A 17,069-nucleotide genomic window follows, 5' to 3' on the forward strand; every position below is an offset into this window, starting at 1 on the left:
GCTAATCCTAAATTTAATATATTTTGGATAAAATCCTACTTTTTTAAAAGCAAATTTTATGCCACAAATTTATCGTTAAAAGGTTATGCTATGGATTACAATGCGCAGGATTTTGAGAAAAAATGCTATGAGATTTGGGAGAAGCGGGGATATTTTGAAGTAGATTCAAATGCCAAAATCGCAAATGGCAAAAATTTTTGCATTATGATGCCACCGCCAAATATCACAGGTTCGCTTCACATAGGACACGCGCTAACCTACACTCTGCAAGATATTATCGTGCGATTCAAGCGAATGCAGGGCTTTCGCACACTTTGGCAGCCCGGCATCGACCACGCGGGGATTGCTACGCAAAATGTAGTTGAACGGCAACTTTTAGCAAAGGGGATAAAAAAAGAGCAAATTGGTAGAGAAGCGTTTTTAGCCGAAGTGTGGGATTGGAAAGAAAAAAGCGGTGGCGATATTATCGCGCAATTAAAGCGTTTGGGCGCAAGTGCGGCGTGGAGTAGAACGCGATTTACGATGGATAAAGGCTTGCAAAATGCCGTGAAAAAGGCATTTGTCGCGTGGTATGATAGGGGGCTAATCTTTCAGGGCGATTATATGGTGAATTGGTGCACCCACGATGGTGCGCTTAGCGACATAGAAGTGGAGTTTGAGGAAAATAAGGGCAAGTTGTATTATTTGCGATATTTTTTGAAAGATAGCGATAAATTCGTGGTGGTGGCAACTACGCGCCCTGAGACATATTTTGGCGATACGGCGGTAATGGTAAATCCAAATGATTCGCGATTCGCCCATCTCATCGGGCAAAAAGTGGTGTTGCCTTTGATTGGGAGAGAGATTGAAATCATCGCTGATGAAATCGTGGATATGGAATTTGGCACGGGCGCGGTAAAAGTAACCCCCGCACACGATAATAACGACTACGAAGTGGGATTGCGCCACAAGTTAGAATTTATAACGATTTTTGATAAAAATGGTATTTTAAATAGCCACTGCGGGGAGTTTGCGGGATTGGAGCGATTGGAGGCGCGAGATAAAATCGTAGCACGACTTGAAAGCGGTGGATTTGTAGAAAAAATAGAGGATTATACAAATCAAATAGGCAAATGCTATCGTTGCGGAAATGTCGTAGAGCCTTATATTTCAAAGCAGTGGTTTGTGAAAAAGGACATTGCAAAAGAGACGATAAAGCGCGTGAATGCGGGAGAATGCAAGTTTTATCCAAATGCGTGGCTAAATAATTTTAATGCGTGGATGAATGATTTGCGCGATTGGTGCATTTCTAGGCAGCTTTGGTGGGGGCATCGAATCCCTGTGTTTTACTGCGATAAATGCGGGATTAAGGTGGCTAGTGAAAAGGACGCTGAAATTTGTGCGAAATGTGGCGCGGAGATGAGGCAAGATGAAGATGTGCTGGATACTTGGTTTAGTTCGGGGTTGTGGGCGTTTAGCACATTAGGCTGGGGTAATTTGTCTTTGGGCTTTGGCAATTCGTTCTCGGGTAGTCATTCCGCAGATTCTGCGCTAGATTCTGCGAATCGCACAAAAATCGCAGAATCTACCCCCACTTCGTCATTGCGAGGCAGTGGCGAAGCCACAACGAAGCAATCCACAAAAAATAATCATATAGATTGCCACGATTTTGCTACGCAAAATCTCGCAATGACGGAGAATAATACAGATTCTGCGATTCGCACGAAAATCGCAGAATCTCCCACAGCGCACGATTCACAATCAAACAATCGAAGTAATGGCGGTGTTGCTTTGCGTTGTTTTGATGCGGAACGAGCGAAAATAGGACAAAAAAGTCCATTGAGCGAAGTTTCGTATCAAAACAACGCAAATGAATACCCCAGAACAAATTGCCCGCAAAACGCGCTCTATACCGAATCAGACTTGATGGATTTCTACCCAAATTCGCTTCTCATCACCAGCTTTGATATTCTCTTCTTTTGGGTAGCGCGAATGCTTTTTAGTGGCGAATCGTTGCTTGGCAAACTGCCTTTTAAGGATATTTATCTCCACGCCCTAGTGTGTGATGAAAATGGCAAAAAGATGAGCAAATCACGGGGCAATGTCATAAATCCGCTAGTGCTGATTGAGACGCATAGTAGCGATATTTTGCGCTTTTCACTTGCATATAATTGCATTCAAGGGCGAGATATAAAAATCGGCGAAAATAGCCTAACTATCGGCAATGCGCTTGTTATAAAAATCATAAACGCGCTGTCATTTTTGCAAATGTATAAAGAGCAACAAAACGCCGAATCTAACGCAAAACGCCCCTTTGCCACGCTTGATTCGATACAATCTCCGCTTGGGCTTTATATCTACGCAAAATTCAACATTTGCGCAAAAGAAGTGCAAAATGCGCTTACTTCATATCGCTTCAATGACGGCGCAAACGCGCTTTATCGCTTTTTGTTTAATGATTTTTGCGATTTTGGTATTGAGGCGGTAAAGGCGCAAAAAGAGGCAGTTTTTGAAGTGGGCGCGGTTTTGAGAGAGACTATGAAATTGCTTCACCCATTTATGCCCTTTGTGAGTGAGTTTGTGTGGCAGAGTTTGCGTGGCAGTGAGATTGAAAATGCGGATTCGATTATGATTGAAAGATTCCCCGAATGTGAAAATAGTGTTAGCGCGAATCTATCCGTAAATAGCGACTTTGAAGTGATTAGAGATATTGTAACTACCATTAGACGCGCAAAAATTAGCATTGATTTGGCAAATAAGCCTATATCAAGGGCATTTATCAAAGCGAATCTAAATGATACAAATTTAGCTGAAATTTTCATCAAAAAACTCGCAAAATGCGATAAAATCGACTTTGTAAAGTCTAAAATGCCAAATTGCATTTTTGAAATAGGCGAATCCTGCGAAGTCTATATCCCCGCAAATGCTGTGGATTTGGGCGCACTCACTGCGAAATTAGAAGCCAAAATGCTAAAAACACAAAAAGAAATCACCAAATTAGAACTTGTGCTAAATAACGCAAATTTTATCAAAAATGCGCCCAAAAATTTGGTAGATTCAAACCAAAACGCGCTCAATGAAGCAAATTCGCGCCTAAATAAAATCACCGAAGAGTTGCAGAATCTACGCAATTTAGGGGGAAATCAATGAAAACCCTTAGCATCATAATCCCTTGCTTTAATGAAGCGCAAAATGTCGCGAGATTTTATAAAACAATAATGGGCGAAAAATGGCGTGAAATGGTGAGCGATTATGAGATGATTTTCATTGATGATGGTAGCACGGACGCCACGATTGATGAAATCAAAAAGCTACAAAAAAGCGATAAAAATATCCGCCTTATCAAATTTTCGCGCAATTTTGGCAAAGAGGGCGCGATACTTGCAGGGCTAAAAGGCGCGAAAAATGAGCTTATCACGCTTATGGATTGCGATTTGCAAGACCCGCCGAATCTTTTAAGCAAAATGATTGAGATTTATAATGCAAATGTTACTTCAAACCAAAATGGGCGCGTCAAAATGATAGTCGCCAAACGCGCAAATCGCAGTGGCGAGGGTAAAATCCGCGCATTTTTGAGCGAGATTTTCTACAAAGTCAATAATGCGTTATCAAGCGTAAAGATTGTCTCTGGCGTGAGAGATTTTCGCCTAATGGAGCGCGAAGTGGTGCAGTCGATTTTGGCTATGAATGAATATCATCGCTTTTCAAAGGCGATTTTTGAGTTTGTGGGCTTTGAGAAGCGGTATTTGGAGTATGAATATGTCGCAAGAGAGGGTGGCGAATCTAAATGGAGCTTTTTAAAGTTGCTACGATACGGGCTTGGCGGGATTGTGAGCTTTTCAATCACGCCACTTCGCGCAATCACAATCATCGGCATTGTGATTTTTGCGCTATCAGGCGCGTGGGGAAGCTATATCTTGCTAAAAGCACTGATTTTCGGCGACCCTGTGAAAGGGTATCCTAGCCTAATGGTGCTAATATCATTCTTTGGCGGACTGCAAATCATAATGTTAGGCATTATCGGCGAGTATATAGGGCGGATTTATGAGCAGGGCAAGGGGAGACCGCATTATATTGTGGAATATGAATCTTAATGTGGCAATTTGTTCTGGGGTGCATCTTTCGTAGATTTGCTAATTTTTGGGAGGCTCACAGACCGCAAGTCTAGCTTCGCTCCCAAAAATTAGCAAAAACTACAAAACCTCCACCGCCATTACTTCGATTGTTGCTTCGCTACGCTTGCAGATTCTGCGTTAGATTTGTCATTGCGAGCGAGCAAAGCGAGCGTGGCAATCCAAGATTCTGCGAATCGCAGAATCTAAAAAAGATTCGTCATTGCGAGAAGTCGCACTTTGGGCGACTTCGTGGCAATACAACTTTGTCATTCTTAGCGAACGAAGTGAGCGAAAAATCTCTTTTGTTTTTTGAGATATTTCGCTTCGCTCAAACTTCCTCGCAATGACGGCGTGGGTGTGAATTGCTTCGTTAGTCGCTACGCATTTCTTTGCAATGACGATTTATTGCGATTAGATTCACACAAAAGCAACTTGCCATTTTAAATAGACAAAAATCTGTCCATTTTTTAGACGATAAGCATTCAAACAAATGGAGGCAAAAATGATATTTGACTTTTTACAAAAGCGCAGAGCGCGTATCAAAGCAAAAAACGAAGCCTTAAAATTGCTAGATGAAAACACAGCAAAAATCATTACAAACCTAGTGCGAATTTCAGTCATAGAGCGCGACAAAGAGGCGCGATTCGCGGTGTGGGAGCGTGAGATTGTCGCGTGGTTAGGCGAGATTTACCGCAAATGTGAAAATCTCAAATATGATGGCAAAATCACTTATGGTGAGTATGATGAGGCGATTAAAAATGCCTTTTGGAATCCAAAGATTGTGTATGAAACTGCGTTATATGGCTTTGATGATAGGGATTTATATGAGAGCGATAAAGACTTGCACGACAGCAATGATGGCTACAATCATAAAAGGATTACCTATATAAGGCATAATGAGCGCGATATATATCACATAAAGCTTATTTTAAGTCATCAATTTTGTGAAATGTGTCAGTTGCAGTGGGCAGAAAAGACATTCACGCGCTATTGTTTATATTTAGATTTGAAGTTAAGGATGCCATAATGAAAACAAACAACAAAAGCAACATTTTTAAGCGAATTTGCCATTGGTATCGCTGGAATATATATTATAAATTGCCTGATTGGCTATTTTATTCGCCTAGCTTGTTTGTGTATGATTTGGGATTAACGCTCACAGGTAGGCAAAGGGGCGTAGAGTATGTGGAATCGTATTTGGATAAAATAGCATTGGCATTGCATAAAATCGCTATTTATGATGAATCTAATAGAGAGCAAAAGATAGCGCAATGGGTAGCAGAAGCTAATATTTATCTAAACAATATCCACTGCAAGTGTGATAATCTAAATAGTGGTATTTCGCACACTGCTATGTATAGAAAGCGACTTAGATTTAAAGATTATGTTTATGTTTTAAGGTATCTGCGAATCAGTGATGCAAAGTATGAGTTAGAAAATGAAGGCTTGGAAAATACTTGGGAAAGTGTGAATTTAGATGGGCTTACAATCAAAGAGCAACGAGAAAAAATCCTAGCAATGTATCGCATAAAACCTAAAAAAATAAAGATTAGAAAATGGGAGCACAAAGAGTTGCACGAAGTCATCTACAATCTGTTAAAATGGGAATTTAGAGAGATGGCTAATGGCTGTGGATTTTATTTTGGCATTAGCGATGAAAATCCATATTATCAGCAAATATTAGGCAAAAAGCCACTAAACCTATTTGCAAATCACAAAGTATAGCATTGCAAGAGCAAACTTTGAGCGACAAAGAAAAACAAGCCTTTTATTATTGTGTGCAAGATTTTAAGTCAAAAAGTAGATTCTAATCGCATTATTCTTGGCAATCGCACAACAAATTATATCCCTCGCTAAAAATGCGATTGAAATAAGGGCAAATCTAGCGAGTGATTCGTCATTGCGAGTCCTTGCGACAGCAAGGCGAAGCAATCCATAAAAAATAATCCGTGCGAAGCACCAAAATCTCGCCCGCTTCGTGGTGCAAAAAATCGGGAGCAAACGAGCAGTAGTGCGAGTGCCGATTTTTTGCTAGAAGCGGAAAAGCGAGGCTCTCCCCCTAAAAGCGAAAAAGCGGCTGCTTTTTGGCGCGTAGGGGGAGCGGGGCGGGGGGGCGCAGCCCTTTTGCGAGAAAAAACTATCGAATCAAATGATAAAAATGGCGAAACTATTGCAGATTCTGCGAATCGCACAAAAATCACAGAATCTAAATAGAGATTCTTCGCTCGTTTCACTCGCTCAGAACGACAAAATGGATTGCCACGATTTGACTTCGTCAAATCTCGCAATGACAGAAAACAGCACAGATTCTGCGATTCGTGCGAAAATCGCAGAATCTACTCAAAATCGCTCCATTCTAGCGGTTTGCCAAAGGGTAAATTATGCGTTGCTTTTTTGCCTAAAATTTCATTTAAAAATTTCGGAGGCAGTCCAGCATTTGGGCGAATCGCGCGAATATTTTCGCCATTTAAAATCTCGCCTTTTTTTATGTCCTTTACCACAAAAAGGCTTCGCGCAAATGTCCTGCCTTGCTTTTGATTCGCAGAATCTGCGGTAGATTCTGCGTTTAAAGCAGATTCTGCGTTTCGAATCGCCCTTACAAACTCCGCAAACTCCGCCCTATCCAAGCTAAACGCGCTATCAGCACTGCGAATGCTCTTATCCAAAATAAAATGCTTCTCAATCATACTCGCACCCAAGCTAGTTGCGATAATCCCCGCCATATTGCCCAAGCTGTGGTCGCTTAGTCCAAATTTCACGCCAAACTTTTCGCCCAAAAAGCGCATTTCACGGAGATTCATATCCGCAATGTTCGCAGGGTAGGCACTCACGCATTTTAAAAGCGTTATATCACTCACGCCACGCGATTTTATCAGCTCTATTGCCGTTTTTAGCTCGTCATTTGTGGCAATTCCGCTTGATAATATCACAGGTTTGCCCTGCCTTGCGACATAATCCACCAAATCCAAATCCACCACTTCAAAACTTGCGATTTTGTAGATGGGATTGCCGATAGACTCCAATAAATCCACGCCACCGCGCGAAAATGGCGTTGAAAAGCACTCTATCTCAATTTGGCGCGCATAAGCAAAAAGCTCGGCATTCCACTCACAAGGCATCGCGGCTTCTTTATACAAATCATAGAGATATTTTCCGCTCCACAGGGGCGAATCGGTGATTTTGAAAACTTCGCTTTTGCAATCAATCGTTAGGCAGTCCGCCGTGTAGGTTTGGAGTTTGATTGCGTCTGCTCCGCATTCTTTGGCAGCCTTAATCGTGTCCTTTGCGACTTGCAAGTCGCCTCCGTGATTTGCGCTAAGTTCAGCGACTATAAAAACGCTCATTTTAATTCCTTAATTTGTTTAGATTGCTTCGTCAGTCCTTGCGGACTTCCTCGCAATGACGGGACTTGTGATTTCAATGCCAAAATCTCCAAATCCAAAAATTTATCACCGCGCTTTATTGCTTCGATGAGTTTGCCACAGCGCACAAAGCCATTTTTGTCATAAAATCGCAATGCGCGGGAGTTTGTGGATAGCACTTTGGCGTATAAAATGTGTAAATTTAGCTCATCAAATGCGATGAATTTTAGGATTTTTAGTAGATTCGCGCCGTTGTTTGTGGTGTGATTTGTGGTGTGATTCGTGGCGGGATTCGCGGTTAGATTCGCATAAATCCCCAAAAATGCGTTTTTGTTTGCAAAGTCGATTTGATTTAGGCAGATTACGCCTAAAAATGCGCTAGATTCTGCGTTCGCAGAATCTATTGCATACACCGCAAAATAGGCATTTTTCTTGTCATCACGCAAGGATTCGATAAATCTAAAATGCTCCGCTTCGCCTATCTCACGCGAAGTTAGCATAAATTCTCTCACCATATTTCGCGCCTCCAAAACCGCCAAAGCACGCGATTTATCCAAATTCACAAAATTCACCGCAACCAAATTTTCAAACGCAAAATTCAACATTTGACTCCATTAAATAAAATTTGGCTAAAATTGCGAATTTTATAAAATTTTTGCTTAATTTTGGAGATGAAATGTGCGGAATCATAGGCTACATAGGCAATAGCGAGAAAAAGCAGATTTTATTAGATGGACTTAGCGAATTAGAATATCGTGGCTATGATAGCGCGGGAATCGCGGTGCTTTGCGGAGAAAATGGCGGCGATTTGAGCGTTTTTAAAAGTGCGGGAAAGCTAAAAAATCTAACTGCAAAATGCGCTGATTTTCAAAGTAGTGGCTTTGGTGTGGCAATCGGGCATACGCGCTGGGCTACGCACGGCAAAGTTAGCGATACAAACGCACACCCGCAAAGCGCGGAATTTAGCGCGGTGGTGCATAATGGAATCATCGAAAATTACAGCGAAATTCGCGCGGATTTGGAGCAAAAAGGGCATAAATTTAGTTCGCAAACAGACACTGAAATCATCGTGCATTTATTTGAGGAAAATCTAAATGGCGCAGATTCTGCATTGAGCGCGTTTAAGGCAACTATTGAGCGACTAATTGGCTCTTATGCGTTGCTTTTAATCACAAAGGGCGAGAATGATAAGATTTTTTATGCGAAAAATGGCTCACCGCTTATTATAGGACGAGCAAAATCACAAGATTCGTCATTGCGAACGAGCGAAGCGAGTGCGGCAATCCAAAAAAACAGCATAGATTGCCACGATTCGGCTATCGCCGAATCTCGCAATGACAATGTGGGAGATATTTACTTTGCGTCTAGTTCATCTCCACTTTTGGGTATCGCTGATGAAGTTTGCTATTTGGAGGACGGCGAATGTGGCTTTATGGACACTACAAATTTTAGCGCGTTACCGCGAATCCAAAAATTAGTCGGCACAAAGCTATCTGCGCAAAAAGAGGGCTATCGCTATTTTATGGAAAAAGAGATTTATGAGCAAAGTGCGGTGTTAAAGGACACTTTGGCAGGGCGAATCACAAATGATAAAATAAACCTTGAAATCGATGATGATTTTTTAGAAGGTGTTGAATCTATCACACTTTGCGCCTGTGGAACAAGCCACAATGCCGCACTAGTGGCAAAATACATTTTTGAGAGAGAAGCAAAAATCAAAACTAGCGTGGCGATTGCAAGTGAATTTCGCTACGCAGAGCCTGTGATGAATCCAAACGAACTTTTTATCGTAATCTCACAAAGTGGCGAAACGGCGGACACTTTGGAGGCACTCAAACTTGCCAAAAAAGCAAATCTTAAAACCCTAGCGATTTGCAATGTGGAGGATAGCTCAATCGTGCGAGAGGCGCAGTGTAGTTTGCTTACCCGTGCGGGGATTGAAAAGGGCGTGGCTTCGACAAAAGCATTTGCCACGCAGGTAATGTTGTTATGGATTTTGGGCGTGTATTTGGGCAAAAAACGCGGAGTGATTTCAGGCGACAAACTAAAAGCCCACATTAAAAATATGAAAGACGCCACAAATGCCGCAAAAATCGATGAAGCAATGCACGATAGACTTAAAAAACTCTCCAAGCGATATTTGCACGGACACGGCTTTTTCTTTATCGGGCGCGATATTTTTTATCCACTTGCATTAGAGGGTGCGCTAAAATTAAAAGAGTTGAGTTATTTACACGCTGAGGGCTATCCAAGCGGAGAGATGAAGCACGGACCCATTGCTTTGGCGGACTCCGAGCTTTTTACCATTAGCCTTATGCCAAAACATTTGCTTTTTGACAAAATCAAAAACAACACCGCCGAGCTAAGCACCCGCGATGCGACAATCTGTGTCATTAGTCAAGAGGATTGCGCTTTGGCTGATGATATGGTGAAAATCAAAAAATTTGATAGCTATATGGAGGAATTTTTTGCGATGATGGTGATTTTGCAGGTTTTGGCATTAGAAGTGGCGATAAGGTTAGGCAATGATGTCGATATGCCACGAAATTTGGCAAAAAGCGTAACGGTTGAGTAAAGATTCTGCGATTTAGCAAAAAATAAGGGGGAAAAATGTTACTTTTACGCATAAAAATTATTTTGTTATCAGCGATTGCGATTATCGCAAGTAGCGGATTTATCTTATACAAAGTGGATTTGTATAACAAAGAAAAAGATTTAGAGTTAATCAAAACGCAACTTATCAGCACTTCATCTGCTGCATTTGATGTTGCATACACCACAGGGCAGGGAGTAAATGCGCATATTTATGACATTATCAACTCCATAAAATATCAAAGGCAAGTCAAAGATTTGTGGATTAGTCGCAGTGATGAGTTTAGTGCCGCACTAAAAAAGCCAAAATCCACACTGCGCGACCAAATCGAGCGAAATATCTACCTCTCCAAAAATCGCGCCGAAATCTCTTTGCAAAAAAATGAAGGCACAAATAATCACACCGCTAGGGTTTCCATCCCCATCATCGCAAATCAAAAGTGTGTCACCTGCCATTCGCAAATAAAGTCCGGCGATGTCATCGGCGCGGTGAATGCTAGCTTGCTTTTGACGGATAACATTGTCGATATCGCCACAACTATGCAAAATGAATTTTTGGTATTTTTGGGGATGGCGACTTTATTTTTGATGATTATGCTGATGATTAGCATCGGGCAATTTACGCGCCTTAGCGCAAATATCCGCTCTGCGATTTTAGCAGCGATAAATGGAGACTTCACACTGCGGGTAAAAACGCACCTTGTGGGGATGAGTGAGATTACAAAGCTTACAAACCGCCTACTTGAAGGGTTAGATAAAAATATCTCGGCAATCGACACCAAAATCGCCCAAATTTTCACCTACAATCGCTCTGTGTATAATAAAAATCCGCTTATTCGTTTGAGCGAGGTGATAAATGAAATTGTCGTGCTGTTTTCTTTCAAAAATAAGATTGATTCTTTCAAGCAAACAGCGGACATTTACAAAGAAATACAACTCGTAATCCAAAAATATATCAAATACAAAAATCTCACTTTCGCCGAAATATCAAATGGCGAGGTGGTTAGCGGATATAAAATCGAAAATGATGTGACGATGAAAATCATTTCAGGCGAAATCACAACCATTCAAAAGCGACTAAACGCGGATAATAAAAATATCATTTTCCACGATGACAAGGGGAGCGTTTTCGTCTCAACCTCGCTTGGCGGACTAAATGTGATTGATTTGAAGTTTGTCATCTCAAATAAATTAGAGGTGCTCTACTCAATCGCGCTAGATTCCAAAAAAGAACTCATTGAAAAAGAAAAGTCAATCACGCGAATTTACAACTATATGCGCGAGGCACGGCACATTATAAATACAAAAATCCTTATGAAAGAAATCGAGGAAAATTCCTTCACAGACCCGCTCACAAAGGCATTTAACCGCTTCTTTTTGGATAAATATTCTAGCGAGATTAAGGCGAAGCTAGAAAAGCACGCGAATTTCGGCATTTTGATGCTTGATATCGACCACTTTAAAAATATCAACGACACTTACGGACACGCAATCGGCGATGCGGGGATTGTGCTTTTAGTGGAGACTATTCGCAAAATCATTCGCCCGGTGGATAAACTCATCCGCTATGGTGGTGAGGAATTTGTGGTAATTTTGGATGAAACCGATATTGATGAAGCGACAAGAGTTGCTGATAAAATCCGCAATGCCTTTGCAATGGCGAAAAAATGCTCGCGCGGTGAGTTGAAGTTCAGCAAATCCGTGAGTATTGGCGTAAGTGCAATGCCTGAATTTTCGCACGATGTGTGGGAGTGCATAAATCAAGCGGATTTGGCGTTGTATGAGGCAAAAGAAGGCGGTAGAAATCAAGTGGTAACCTACAACTTGGATTTAAAAGCAAATGCCGATGCAAAAAAGGCGGAAAGTAAGAAACTCGCAGAATCTAACGCGAAAAAAGACGCAGATTCTGCGATTTTGGGAGATTCTGCGGATAAAAACGCAGAATCTAGCGATGATGACGAGTTTATAGAGAGTTTGAAACTCAATAATTTAATTTAACGGAGGTAACAAAAATGAGAGTTTTTGGAATTGCGCTATTGGCGTTTGGACTTGCGAGTGGGGCGTTTGCGAAGGATATAAGGATTTATATCATTCACGGATTCGAGGCGAATGCAGAATCTTATTGGTATCCGTGGCTAAAAAGCGAGCTAAGCAGCGAGATTGGCAAGGCGATAAAGGCGGAAAATATCGCACTGCCGGATATGCCAAAAAGTGCGGACATTCAACTTTGGAAAGATAAGATTAAGGAAGTCGCAGGGGAGATTGATGAGGCGACTTACTTCGTGGCGCACGGGGTTAGCGGGATTGCGGTGCTGAAATTCATCGAAGAGAGCGGGAAAAAAGTCGGCGGGATTGTGCTTGTGAGTGGATTTGTCGGGCAAGCACCGCAGGGGCAGAGTGCTTCTGCGTTTAATGCGGTGGAGTTAGATTACAAAAATTTGATGAAAAATATCCGCCACATTACGCTTCTTTCCACGCGCGATGATAAAATCGCGCCCTATAAATTAAGCGAGGATTTGGCAAATAAGCTCAATGCGAAGTTTATTTTAGAGCAAGGCGGGAAAATCAAGCAAGGCAAGGATGATTATGTAAGTCCGCGCATAATTTACAGCGAGACAAAGGCGATGATTGACGCGGACTTGCCAAAGGAAAAAAGCGATAAGAAATAAGGGTGGATTCTGCGATTTTTATTTTATTCGCAGATTTTGCGAAATAATTGCGTTGTTTTAGATTGTGCGAATGGCGTGAGATTTGCAGAATCTAGCGTAGATTCTGCGTTTTGGTGCATTTCGTTATCATAAACGAGCAGATTCTGTGAATTGAGTGTGATTTGTAGAATCTAGCGTAGTTTTTGCGAATTGCCTACCACTTCGTCATTGCGAGAAAATCCGTAAGGATTTTCGTGGCAATCTATAATATTGTCATTCTCGCGCGTAGCACGAAGTGCGTAGCGAAGAATCTCTTTTATTTTTTAGATACTTCGCATTCACTCAGTGACAAAAGGGATTCTGCGCTAGATTCTGCGAATCGCACAAAAACGCAGAATCTCGCACGAAATTTGCTCCGCAGAATCTAACTCCAAAACCCCTTGCGGAGGACAATTCCAAAAAATTCCCCCTCCCTTGCGGAGATTGAATCAACTTGCTCCCCCTCCCTTGCGGAGGGGGATTAAAGGGGTGGGTAAAATAATCAAAAAAATAATAGCGTAAAAACTTCATTCGCAGAATCTGCCCCCACTTCGTCATTGCGAGAAAATCCGCAAGGATTTTCGTGGCAATCCAAAATTTTTGCGATAGCAAAAATATCGCAGAATCGCAGAATCTAATCCAAATTTCGCAGAATCTAGCGTGAAGTATGGCGCAGAATCTCACAAAAATCGCAGTATCTAGCATAGATTGCCACGATTTTGCTAACGCAGAATCTCGCAATGACGGAACGCAATGCAGATTCTGCAAATCACACGCAAATCGCAGAATCTAATCCAAGATTCGCAAAATCTCGCAATGACGAAGTGGTGGCAGATTCTGCGATTTTGGTGCATTTCGTTATCATAAACGAGCAGATTCTGCGAAATAATTGTATTGTTTTAGTTTCTGCGAATTGCGTGTGATTTTGTAGAATCTAGCGTAGTTTCTGCGAATTTGGCGCATTAACGCCATTGCGCTATTTTATCATCTCAAACAATTCGCTTTCATCGATACATTTTACGCCCAAAGTCCGCGCCTTTGTGAGTTTGCTACCCGCGTTTGCCCCGCAAAGCAAAAAATGCGTTTTAGATGAAATCGCCGAACTCACCCTCCCGCCTAAACGCTCGATAATCTCCACAAACTCATCTCGTGGGCGAGAAAGCGTGCCTGTTATCACAAAAATTTTCCCTGCAATCGCCGAAGTATTTTTTTGAGATTTTTCGTCAAAATGACAAAAATCAGCAGAATCTAAATTTGGTTTGCCTTCAAAATTCGCAGAATCTGCGGGGGATTTTGATACCCACCACCTAACCCCCTCCGCAAGGGATGGGGAAAAATTCGATTCAATCTCCGCAGGGGAGGGGGGATTTTTGGGATTGCCCTCCGCAAGGGAAATTTTCGTGCTAGATTCTGCAATTTTCGTGCGAGATTCTGCGAATTGCACGAAAAACGCAGAATCTAATGCCAAAATCACAGAATCTAAAAAGAGATTCTTCGCCTCGCGCTAGTAATGACAATCTAAATAAAATTCTACAAAATTAAAGATTTTTCACCGCATCCCTCCCGCTTAAAAAACTTTGGTCGCTCCATAAATAATCCCACGCGCCAAATCGCCCGCAAGAGATTATGCCACGAGATTTGATAAAGTCTAATACGATTTTGCGATAATGCTCCATTTTGTGCGTGAAAATGACATTGCCAAAGGGTAAGATTCTGCAATCCTCGCAAATTATATCGTTATCCTTGCAAATGTCTAATTTTACAAATTGCTCTTTTGTGTGGAAAATTAAGATTTGTTTATAATCGAATTGGGGGGGGGGATTTTTATAAATGCCAAGCATATTTTCCAGCGGTTTAAATGCGGAGAAATAAATTTCTGCTTGTAATGATGAGCAACCTTTGGGCGCGTTGCTTGGACTTTTTAGCGATGGCGAATACACCCGCGCGAATAATTTATCCTCATCATAGGAATAAAACCAAAGATTTTTCGCCACATCCGCTTTTTGAAATCCAAAACTAACGATTGCAACCGAAGTGGCGTGCAATTTTGCCGCTGCATTTTTAACCTTTTGCGGGACATTTTTTAGCAGTTTTACAATCTCATTTATAGGTAGCGTGGAGATGAGTTTATCAAACTTCGCGCCACTGCCATCGCTAAAAGTCACAGATTCTGCGTTTATTTCCACTGCTTCTTTTTTGTATGCGATATTTAAATTTCGCGCTAGATTTTTTACAAAAGAGCGATATTGCCCCTCTTTTGGATAGTGCATTTTTTGGGCGTAGTAGGTATTTGGCGTCTCATCGCTCATCGCTCCACGCAAGATTTCCTCCAAATTTGGCATATAAAATCGCCCACCCACCCAACTCGTGCTTAACTCCCTCGCTTCAAGCGTCCAATATTTTCGCGTGTATTTTTTGACGAAATTTTCCGTGAAAAAGTCGCCATATTGCGCCCTCAACCAATCCTCATAATTGCAAATTTTCTTTTTATTTTTGTTTTCAATCATATCTTTTAGCGCACTTATTTTGATATCAAGCGGGAGGTGGCAGAGATTATTTTGCGCGGGGTGCTTTATTGCGATATTTTCGTAATAATTTATGGGATTTGGGATGTGCGTTAGGGGTGGGGCGTTTGTGTGGAAGGTGGATTTTGCGTAATTATCGCTTGTGAAACTTAAATGCACAGCATTATCAAACCAAAATTTCCCCTTCGCAGAATCTACCCAAAACCCTCCGCATAATCCGCCCCAATCGCTATTTTTTTCATACACATAAACTTCATATTTTCCGCCATCTTGCAAGTGATATGCCGCAGAAATCCCGGCAATCCCCGCGCCAAGCACAAGTGCCTTTTGCTTTTTCATAAATCCTCCATTTGTTGAAATAAAATTGCGATTTTAACTAATTTATGGGGCAAATTCCATAAGCACTCAATCTATCCTCCAAATATTTAATATCCACGATTAAATTACTCGCCCACCACGACCCGATAAATCCATCCAAATGGTCGGTATCTTTTTCCGTTTTTTTATCAATCTCGCAAATTATGGGTAAAAACTCCACGCCAAAAATATTTTCGATGGGATATTCCGCCATATTAAATGGACGCAACGCAACTGCTTTGCTACCTGCCTTCATATATCCATAATTCATCACAGAAGTGCCATCCACACTTAAAAGCACCTTTGCGCGGGAGAGATAATTTATCTTATCTTTGAAACTAACTTCCTCCATAAAAAGCGTTTTAAACCCATATTTTTGCTCCAAAATCTCTCGCACTTCATTTTCATTCACCAAAAATCGCTTTGCACTTTTTGCCCGTGAAATGTAAATGCGCTCCACTCCACGCGTGAAATTTTCATCAAAATAAAATTCGCGTAAAAACTCCATCGCATCCACCAAATATTTTTTATTGCATTTTACAGGCGTGGGGATAAAGACATTTTTTGCTTTTAGCACCGCTTTTTGCGGGAGTTTGGCATTATTCACGCACACAATATTTTCCTTTTTTATGGCAAATGGGCAAGTGGGATTATGCTCTTTTGTAAGAGAAAGAAGTGCGGGATAAATGTATTGATTAAACTGCCAAGAGTGGCGGATGGGAGCGATTATTATGAGATTTTCAAAATCTGCGTTTTTACTTGTGCTGCCCCCCCCCTATTTTAGAAAATGCTTTAAGTGTCGCTAAAAGTCTAGGAAATTCCTCAAAACTAAAATGACTAAAACAATCCCAATTTGGCGAGTGGAATAAAATCTTTGGATGATTATTTTGCAATCGCTTAGATTCTGCGCCAAAAATCGCACTTAAAAGCACCTTTACACTTTGCTTAAACTCCACAAAATTTAGCGGGATAAAAAATCGCCTTGCCAATCTCTTAAAATCGCTATAATTTTTACGCACAAATGTATGTTTGCCAAATCCAGCGGCATTTTCCTGTATCATCTCGCCATCCTTAAACGCCCCGCCACTCGTTGTCACAATCTCAATATTTTCAAAATGCAAAATATCAAACGCACTTAACTTAAACTCCATTTCCCGCGCCATTTTAACAGGCGCATTTGGCGTCCCTCGTGTATTTAGCACACACTCATTAAAATGCGCCAAATTGCCAAATTTCTGCATATCAAATATACTTGCAAATTCCCTCGAATCATCCGCCACTAAGGGCGAAATGCGAACTTTCAATGTTTCCATTTTTACCTTCCTTTATTTTAAATTTAAGGCGAAATTATAATATAATCCAAATTTTATTTTACATTTAAGGACTTTTAAAATGAGTAAAACCGCTAATTTTCCATACACAAACGCAAATTTTAATGGCGCGGAGTTTTTG

Annotated in this window: 17 protein-coding genes and 1 pseudogene; 10 read left to right on the forward strand and 8 right to left on the reverse strand. The window is 41.3% G+C overall.

All coding sequences use genetic code 11. From position 1 onward, the window contains the following. Positions 1–90 precede the first annotated feature (90 nt). Both ACWIUD_RS02375 and ACWIUD_RS02380 read left to right on the forward strand, forming a co-directional pair. Positions 91–3,129, forward strand: a complete 3,039-nt coding sequence (locus tag ACWIUD_RS02375; RefSeq protein ID WP_454146309.1) for a valine--tRNA ligase — start codon at positions 91–93, stop codon at positions 3,127–3,129. Then, a complete protein-coding gene (locus ACWIUD_RS02380; protein WP_454146311.1) occupies positions 3,126–4,073 on the forward strand; it encodes a glycosyltransferase family 2 protein in 948 nt (315 codons plus the stop codon). Before ACWIUD_RS02375 ends, ACWIUD_RS02380 begins: the two co-directional genes overlap by 4 nt. A 168-nt stretch (positions 4,074–4,241) precedes the next feature. Here ACWIUD_RS02380 and ACWIUD_RS02385 read toward each other — a convergent pair whose 3' ends face one another. Continuing rightward, entirely contained in the window at positions 4,242–4,364 is a 123-nt protein-coding gene (locus tag ACWIUD_RS02385) for a hypothetical protein (protein ID WP_454146313.1), read from the reverse strand. Between the two features lie 39 nt (positions 4,365–4,403). On the opposite strand from ACWIUD_RS02385, the gene ACWIUD_RS02390 reads away from it, so the two are divergent. From ACWIUD_RS02390 to ACWIUD_RS02405, 4 genes are all read left to right on the forward strand, one after another. Beyond that, on the forward strand, positions 4,404–4,538 hold the full coding sequence (locus ACWIUD_RS02390; protein WP_454146315.1) for a hypothetical protein: 135 nt from the start codon (positions 4,404–4,406) through the stop codon (positions 4,536–4,538). 58 nt (positions 4,539–4,596) lie between these two features. Continuing rightward, positions 4,597–5,121: a hypothetical protein gene (locus ACWIUD_RS02395; protein ID WP_454146317.1), complete on the forward strand. Its 525-nt coding sequence runs from the start codon at positions 4,597–4,599 to the stop codon at positions 5,119–5,121. Then, positions 5,121–5,819: a hypothetical protein gene (locus ACWIUD_RS02400; RefSeq protein WP_454146318.1), complete on the forward strand. Its 699-nt coding sequence runs from the start codon at positions 5,121–5,123 to the stop codon at positions 5,817–5,819. Before ACWIUD_RS02395 ends, ACWIUD_RS02400 begins: the two co-directional genes overlap by 1 nt. A 303-nt stretch (positions 5,820–6,122) precedes the next feature. Continuing rightward, positions 6,123–6,308, forward strand: coding sequence for a hypothetical protein (locus tag ACWIUD_RS02405; protein WP_454146320.1), 186 nt, complete (start codon positions 6,123–6,125; stop codon positions 6,306–6,308). Between the two features lie 122 nt (positions 6,309–6,430). Here the strand turns inward: ACWIUD_RS02405 and pseI are convergent, their stop codons facing one another. Together pseI and pseH are read right to left on the reverse strand one after the other, a co-directional pair. Continuing rightward, complete coding sequence (pseI, locus tag ACWIUD_RS02410; protein WP_454146322.1) at positions 6,431–7,438, reverse strand: pseudaminic acid synthase; 1,008 nt, start codon at positions 7,436–7,438, stop codon at positions 6,431–6,433. After that, positions 7,435–8,061 (reverse strand): UDP-4-amino-4,6-dideoxy-N-acetyl-beta-L-altrosamine N-acetyltransferase, encoded by a 627-nt coding sequence (pseH, locus tag ACWIUD_RS02415; RefSeq protein WP_454146324.1) that lies wholly within the window; start codon positions 8,059–8,061, stop codon positions 7,435–7,437. The genes pseI and pseH overlap by 4 nt, the downstream gene beginning before the upstream one ends. 71 nt (positions 8,062–8,132) lie before the next feature. On the opposite strand from pseH, the gene glmS reads away from it, so the two are divergent. Genes glmS through ACWIUD_RS02430 form a run of 3 tightly spaced genes read left to right on the forward strand, consistent with a single transcriptional unit; the run spans position 8,133 to position 12,717 of the window. Further along, positions 8,133–10,031 carry a glutamine--fructose-6-phosphate transaminase (isomerizing) gene (gene glmS, locus ACWIUD_RS02420; RefSeq protein WP_454146326.1) on the forward strand — a complete coding sequence of 633 codons (1,899 nt, stop codon included), beginning with the start codon at positions 8,133–8,135 and terminating at the stop codon, positions 10,029–10,031. A 35-nt stretch (positions 10,032–10,066) separates the two neighbouring features. After that, positions 10,067–12,046 carry a GGDEF domain-containing protein gene (locus ACWIUD_RS02425; protein ID WP_454135977.1) on the forward strand — a complete coding sequence of 660 codons (1,980 nt, stop codon included), beginning with the start codon at positions 10,067–10,069 and terminating at the stop codon, positions 12,044–12,046. A 14-nt stretch (positions 12,047–12,060) separates the two neighbouring features. Next, positions 12,061–12,717 carry an RBBP9/YdeN family alpha/beta hydrolase gene (locus ACWIUD_RS02430; RefSeq protein ID WP_454146328.1) on the forward strand — a complete coding sequence of 219 codons (657 nt, stop codon included), beginning with the start codon at positions 12,061–12,063 and terminating at the stop codon, positions 12,715–12,717. Between the two features lie 321 nt (positions 12,718–13,038). Here the strand turns inward: ACWIUD_RS02430 and ACWIUD_RS02435 are convergent, their stop codons facing one another. Beyond that, a complete protein-coding gene (locus ACWIUD_RS02435; RefSeq protein WP_454146330.1) occupies positions 13,039–13,503 on the reverse strand; it encodes a hypothetical protein in 465 nt (154 codons plus the stop codon). Between ACWIUD_RS02435 and ACWIUD_RS02440 the strand changes: the two genes are divergently transcribed. Continuing rightward, entirely contained in the window at positions 13,476–13,658 is a 183-nt protein-coding gene (locus ACWIUD_RS02440; protein WP_454146332.1) for a hypothetical protein, read from the forward strand. The two genes, ACWIUD_RS02435 and ACWIUD_RS02440, sit on opposite strands and share 28 nt — an antisense overlap. 53 nt (positions 13,659–13,711) lie before the next feature. Here the strand turns inward: ACWIUD_RS02440 and ACWIUD_RS02445 are convergent. From ACWIUD_RS02445 to ACWIUD_RS02460, 4 genes and pseudogenes are all read right to left on the reverse strand, one after another. Further along, positions 13,712–13,945: pseudogene (locus tag ACWIUD_RS02445) on the reverse strand (BRCT domain-containing protein); the annotation flags it as partial. A 328-nt stretch (positions 13,946–14,273) separates the two neighbouring features. Further along, complete coding sequence (locus ACWIUD_RS02450; protein ID WP_454146334.1) at positions 14,274–15,599, reverse strand: protoporphyrinogen/coproporphyrinogen oxidase; 1,326 nt, start codon at positions 15,597–15,599, stop codon at positions 14,274–14,276. 37 nt (positions 15,600–15,636) lie between these two features. Further along, complete coding sequence (locus ACWIUD_RS02455) at positions 15,637–16,230, reverse strand: glycosyltransferase 61 family protein (RefSeq protein ID WP_454146336.1); 594 nt, start codon at positions 16,228–16,230, stop codon at positions 15,637–15,639. Between the two features lie 142 nt (positions 16,231–16,372). After that, on the reverse strand, positions 16,373–16,930 hold the full coding sequence (locus tag ACWIUD_RS02460; protein ID WP_454135987.1) for a hypothetical protein: 558 nt from the start codon (positions 16,928–16,930) through the stop codon (positions 16,373–16,375). Positions 16,931–17,069 lie beyond the last annotated feature (139 nt).

This window comes from Helicobacter sp. 23-1044 (genome assembly GCF_053654695.1).

Coding starts and splice junctions, on each gene's coding strand:
- ACWIUD_RS02375 (WP_454146309.1), top strand. CDS start 91: ATGGATTACAATGCGCAGGATTTTGAGAAAAAATGCTATGAGATTTGG.
- ACWIUD_RS02380 (WP_454146311.1), top strand. CDS start 3,126: ATGAAAACCCTTAGCATCATAATCCCTTGCTTTAATGAAGCGCAAAAT.
- ACWIUD_RS02385 (WP_454146313.1), bottom strand. CDS start 4,364: ATGACAAAGTTGTATTGCCACGAAGTCGCCCAAAGTGCGACTTCTCGC.
- ACWIUD_RS02395 (WP_454146317.1), top strand. CDS start 4,597: ATGATATTTGACTTTTTACAAAAGCGCAGAGCGCGTATCAAAGCAAAA.
- ACWIUD_RS02400 (WP_454146318.1), top strand. CDS start 5,121: ATGAAAACAAACAACAAAAGCAACATTTTTAAGCGAATTTGCCATTGG.
- pseI (WP_454146322.1), bottom strand. CDS start 7,438: ATGAGCGTTTTTATAGTCGCTGAACTTAGCGCAAATCACGGAGGCGAC.
- pseH (WP_454146324.1), bottom strand. CDS start 8,061: ATGTTGAATTTTGCGTTTGAAAATTTGGTTGCGGTGAATTTTGTGAAT.
- glmS (WP_454146326.1), top strand. CDS start 8,133: ATGTGCGGAATCATAGGCTACATAGGCAATAGCGAGAAAAAGCAGATT.
- ACWIUD_RS02425 (WP_454135977.1), top strand. CDS start 10,067: ATGTTACTTTTACGCATAAAAATTATTTTGTTATCAGCGATTGCGATT.
- ACWIUD_RS02430 (WP_454146328.1), top strand. CDS start 12,061: ATGAGAGTTTTTGGAATTGCGCTATTGGCGTTTGGACTTGCGAGTGGG.
- ACWIUD_RS02440 (WP_454146332.1), top strand. CDS start 13,476: ATGACGGAACGCAATGCAGATTCTGCAAATCACACGCAAATCGCAGAA.
- ACWIUD_RS02450 (WP_454146334.1), bottom strand. CDS start 15,599: ATGAAAAAGCAAAAGGCACTTGTGCTTGGCGCGGGGATTGCCGGGATT.
- ACWIUD_RS02460 (WP_454135987.1), bottom strand. CDS start 16,930: ATGGAAACATTGAAAGTTCGCATTTCGCCCTTAGTGGCGGATGATTCG.